Genomic DNA, 3,828 nt, shown 5'->3' with positions numbered 1-3,828 from the left:
CCTCCCACCCCGCCCACTCCACCCGCCCGGCCCGACTCGACCGGTCGGCTCCCCGTCGGCGAGCGGTGGCTCGCGTTCGTCCTGCATGCCGCGTTCTTCCTGCTGCTCGGCGCGTCCTTGGCGCGCTTCCTCGTCCGTCACCCGGGCGAGCCGCGCACGCCGTGGATCATCGCGCTGAGCGCGGCGCTGGCGCTGCTGCAAGTGCTGGGCCAGGGGCGGCTCGCGCGCTCCGCGCCGCGCCGGTACCTGTGGCTGGGAGCGGTGGTGGCCGTCTGGATGGTGCTGGTGGTGCTGGCGCCGAGCTTCGCGTGGTGTGCGGTGCCGCTGTTCTTCACGGGACTGCGCACGCTGCCGCCGCGGGCGGCGCTCGTCCTGGTGGTGATGCTCACCGCGTTCGTGGTGGCCGCCCAGCTCAAGCTGGCCGCCGGGGGCTTCGACCCCAACCTGGTCCTGGCCCCGCCCGCGGTGGCGGCGATCGGGGCCGCCGTGTTCGTACGGATGCGGCACCAGGCCGACCACCAGCGGCAGTTGATCGACGACCTGATCCGCACCCGCCGCGAGCTCGCGGCCACCGAACGGCGGGAGGGCACCCTGGCGGAGCGGCAGCGGCTGTCGATGGAGATCCACGACACCCTGGCCCAGGGCCTGTCCAGTCAGCAGATGCTGCTCCAGGCCGCCGACCGGGTGTGGACCACCGACCCGCGTGCCGCTCACCGCCACGTGCGCGCCGCCGCGTCGATCGCCGGCCGGAACCTGGCCGAGGCCCGTCGCTTCGTCCACGACCTCGCGCCCGCGGACCTCGCCGAAGGCAGCCTGGAGGAGGCGCTGCACGCGCTCGCGGCGCGGGCGACGGAGGAGGCCGGCGGGCTCACCGTCCGCTGCCACGTCGAAGGCGAACCGCCCCGGCCGCTGCCCGAGGCCGTCGGGTCCGCGCTGCTGCGCATCGCGCAGGGCGCGCTGGCCAACGTCCGTGAGCACGCCGATGCGACGACCGCCACCCTCACCCTGACCTGCCTCGACGACCAAGTACTGCTGGACGTCGCCGACGACGGCCGGGGATTCGACGTCCGGGCCGTGGCGGCGTCCGCACCCGGCGAGCGGGGGCACGGTCTGCCCGCGATGCACGCCCGGGCCCGGCGGATAGGCGGCACCTTGACCGTCGAGTCGGCGCCGGGTGAGGGAACCGTCCTGTCCGTCGCCGTCCCCCTGGAACCACCGTCGTGAAACGTTCCCTCAACGCTCCCGTCCGCATCCTGCTCTGCGACGACCACGCGGTCGTCCGCGCCGGCCTGCTCGCCCTGCTCGGCAGCGAACCCGACATCGAGGTCGTGGGCGAGACCGGCAGCGGTGAAGAGGCCGTGGCCGCGGCCGCCCGGCTCCGCCCCGACGTCGTGCTCATGGATCTCCAACTCGGCCCCGGGCTCGACGGGGTGGAGGCCACCCGCCGGATCGCCCCCACCGGTGTCCACGTGCTCGTCCTCACCACCTACGACACCGACGCCGACATCACCCGCGCCATCGCCGCGGGCGCCACCGGCTACCTGCTCAAGGCCGAACGCCCCGAGGAACTCTTCGCGGCCATCCGCGCCGCCGCCCAGGGCCGGCCCGCCCTCTCCCCGCCCGTCGCCGGACGCGTCCTCGACCGTATGCGCGGCGCCGGCCGCCCGGCGCTGACCCCCCGCGAGCTCGACATCCTCGCCCGCCTCGCCGAGGGGCTGGGCAACCGCGAGATCGCCCGTGCCCTGTTCATCAGCCAGGCTACCGTCAAGACCCACCTCGGACGCATCTACGACAAGCTCGGGGTCGACACCCGCGCCGGCGCGGTGGCGGTGGCCAAAGAGCAGCGGCTCCTGCCTTGAGCGAGCCGGCGGGGGCGGCCACCGCCCGCGCCGGCCCGCCCCGGTGCCGGGCCCCGTCACATCGGGCCGGTCTCCAACTGCACGCCACCGGGCGCGTGATGGACGGCGGTCCGCGTCAGGCACTCCGTCGCGATTCCGTCCGCCAGGGTCCCCAAGCCGCGACGGGCGCGCTTCCCCTTGCCGTACCCGCCGGTCACCTCACCCTCCAGCCGGACGAGGTCGACGCCCGCGACCCGGAGGGTCGAGGAGCTGTCATAGGTGACGACGGAGACGCGGCCGTCGGCGTAGCGGACGACCTCTCTGCCCGTCGGGCTGTCGACGCCGATGCAGGAGGCGGCCGGCGAGGAGTCCTCGAACGAGCCCGTCGCCACCTTTCCCGGCCGGACCCCGTGTCGCAGGCGTAGTGGGCACGGGCCACGATGCGCGTCGGTTTCGGCAGGAGCCCGAGGCTCGGGCTCGAGTAGCCGTCCTCGCGGCCCGTGCAGAGGACGCTCCCGGTGCCGGCGTGGGCCGGGGACGGTGACGCCCAGACCAGTGCCGAGCCGAGTAGGGCCGCCATGCCCAGAGCCGCCGTGACACCGCGCTTGCGGAACGTGCGCATCCCCTCCCAGGACCCGGTGGCCCGCCGGTTCGTCCGGGCGTGCCCACCGGCCCTAACTACCCGTGGCGCAGGCGCCCCGCACCGCTCGGCGGTGTGGTGCGGCAGCCCGGCGGTGGGACGGCGCCACGGCGCGTACGCTCCGGCGCACGGGTCGCCGCGGCGCGGGGTGCGGAGGCCTGGCGCCCGCCTCAGTCCCCGGCGGTCAGCCCCGTGATGAACCGGCGGCTCCGCCCCGCGGTGACGGGCGTGACGCCGTGGATGAGCTGCGCCCTGTAGACGACGGCGGTGCCGGGACCGGCGGGCGTCGTCCAGGGGTTGCCGCGCACCCGGTGGATCCAGTCGGTGTCCGGCGCGTCGCGGGAGATCCTGTCGTGCGGCGCGATCCGGGTGAAGCGCATGCCGGCCGCGTAGCCGGGGTCCTGCCGGCCGTCGTGGCGGGGGTCCCACACCTCGTCGCTGGAGGTGGTCTCGAAGAAGAACGCGCCGCCCTCCGCCGCGTCCTCGACGACGACCTGGACACGGGCGACGTGCCGAGGCGCGGCGAAGGGGTCGGCGTCGATGCCGTCCATGTGGCGGGCGGCGCCCTGTCCGGCCTCGAATTGGATGAACTGCCAGGGCGAGCAGCCGGTCACCGACGGGAACGTACGCCGCAGTTCGGGCGGGTGGCGCAAGGTCGCGGCCGTCAGCACCCGCTCGACGGAGTCCGGTAACGCGGTCAGCTCCTCGCCGACGTAGGCGGGGTGCCAGCCCGTCCGCTCGATGTGCTCGTCGATCGCGCGGGCCGGCAGGGCGGTCTCTTCGGGGGTCAGGATCGCGTCCACCGTGTCCACGGCGAGCGTCTCGGCCAGGGTGATCACGGCTTTCGTGCCTCCCTCGGCCATGCGGTGATCCGCACGGTGTCCCCCGCACGCACTCAGCGCGCATCGTCCTGCCGCCGCGCCCCGGCGGCAAGGGGAACGCCGCGACGGGGACGGCGGGCGGACCTCACCGACGGTATCCACCGGCCAGTGCACGGCCGCACGAACAAGGGGCCATGCGGGGTCCGGAGTCAGCCGGCTCTCATCGGCAGGGCGCAGAGGCACGGCTCGGAGGCGGAGCTCGGAAGCGGGCCCGGGCCACACGGCCGCCCGGACGACGAAGAAGCCCCAGGCCGCTGGCCTGGGGCTTCATTTCAAGAGCGGGCGACGAGAATCGAACTCGCGCTCTGAGCTTGGGAAGCTCATGTTCTACCATTAAACTACGCCCGCGAGGACGCCCCATCAGGGCGTCGCATCGTCGCACACTCTACCCCATTCGAGGCCCCCGGCGCACGTGCCGCAGGGGGCTTTTTCGTTTGCGGGGGTGGTGTGGAAGGGGTGGGGACGCGGG

4 protein-coding genes and 1 tRNA gene are annotated in these 3,828 nt (G+C 74.5%); 2 read left to right on the top strand and 3 right to left on the bottom strand.

Translation table 11 applies throughout. From position 1 onward, the window contains the following. Window positions 1-1,224, top strand: a 1,224-nt coding sequence (locus ACSNOK_RS31575; RefSeq protein WP_436784225.1) for a sensor histidine kinase, incomplete at its 5' end; no start/stop codon positions are given. Beyond that, entirely contained in the window at window positions 1,221-1,859 is a 639-nt protein-coding gene (locus tag ACSNOK_RS31570) for a response regulator (protein ID WP_436784224.1), read from the top strand. The genes ACSNOK_RS31575 and ACSNOK_RS31570, both read left to right, overlap by 4 nt. A 56-nt stretch (window positions 1,860-1,915) precedes the next feature. Here ACSNOK_RS31570 and ACSNOK_RS31565 read toward each other — a convergent pair whose 3' ends face one another. From ACSNOK_RS31565 to ACSNOK_RS31555, 3 genes are all read right to left on the bottom strand, one after another. Further along, on the bottom strand, window positions 1,916-2,230 hold the full coding sequence (locus tag ACSNOK_RS31565) for a hypothetical protein (protein ID WP_436784223.1): 315 nt from the start codon (window positions 2,228-2,230) through the stop codon (window positions 1,916-1,918). A 418-nt stretch (window positions 2,231-2,648) separates the two neighbouring features. Then, window positions 2,649-3,341 (bottom strand): hypothetical protein, encoded by a 693-nt coding sequence (locus tag ACSNOK_RS31560; RefSeq protein WP_436784222.1) that lies wholly within the window; start codon window positions 3,339-3,341, stop codon window positions 2,649-2,651. Between the two features lie 295 nt (window positions 3,342-3,636). After that, window positions 3,637-3,707, bottom strand: a tRNA-Gly gene (locus ACSNOK_RS31555). Window positions 3,708-3,828 lie beyond the last annotated feature (121 nt).

Origin of the sequence: Streptomyces sp. URMC 126 (genome assembly GCF_051386555.1) — a bacterium.
GTDB lineage: Bacteria > Actinomycetota > Actinomycetes > Streptomycetales > Streptomycetaceae > Streptomyces.
Note: the sequence above shows the minus strand (reverse complement) of the source record. Positions and strands in the feature narration are given on the sequence as shown.

Coding starts and splice junctions, on each gene's coding strand:
- ACSNOK_RS31560 (WP_436784222.1), bottom strand. CDS start 3,341: ATGGCCGAGGGAGGCACGAAAGCCGTGATCACCCTGGCCGAGACGCTC.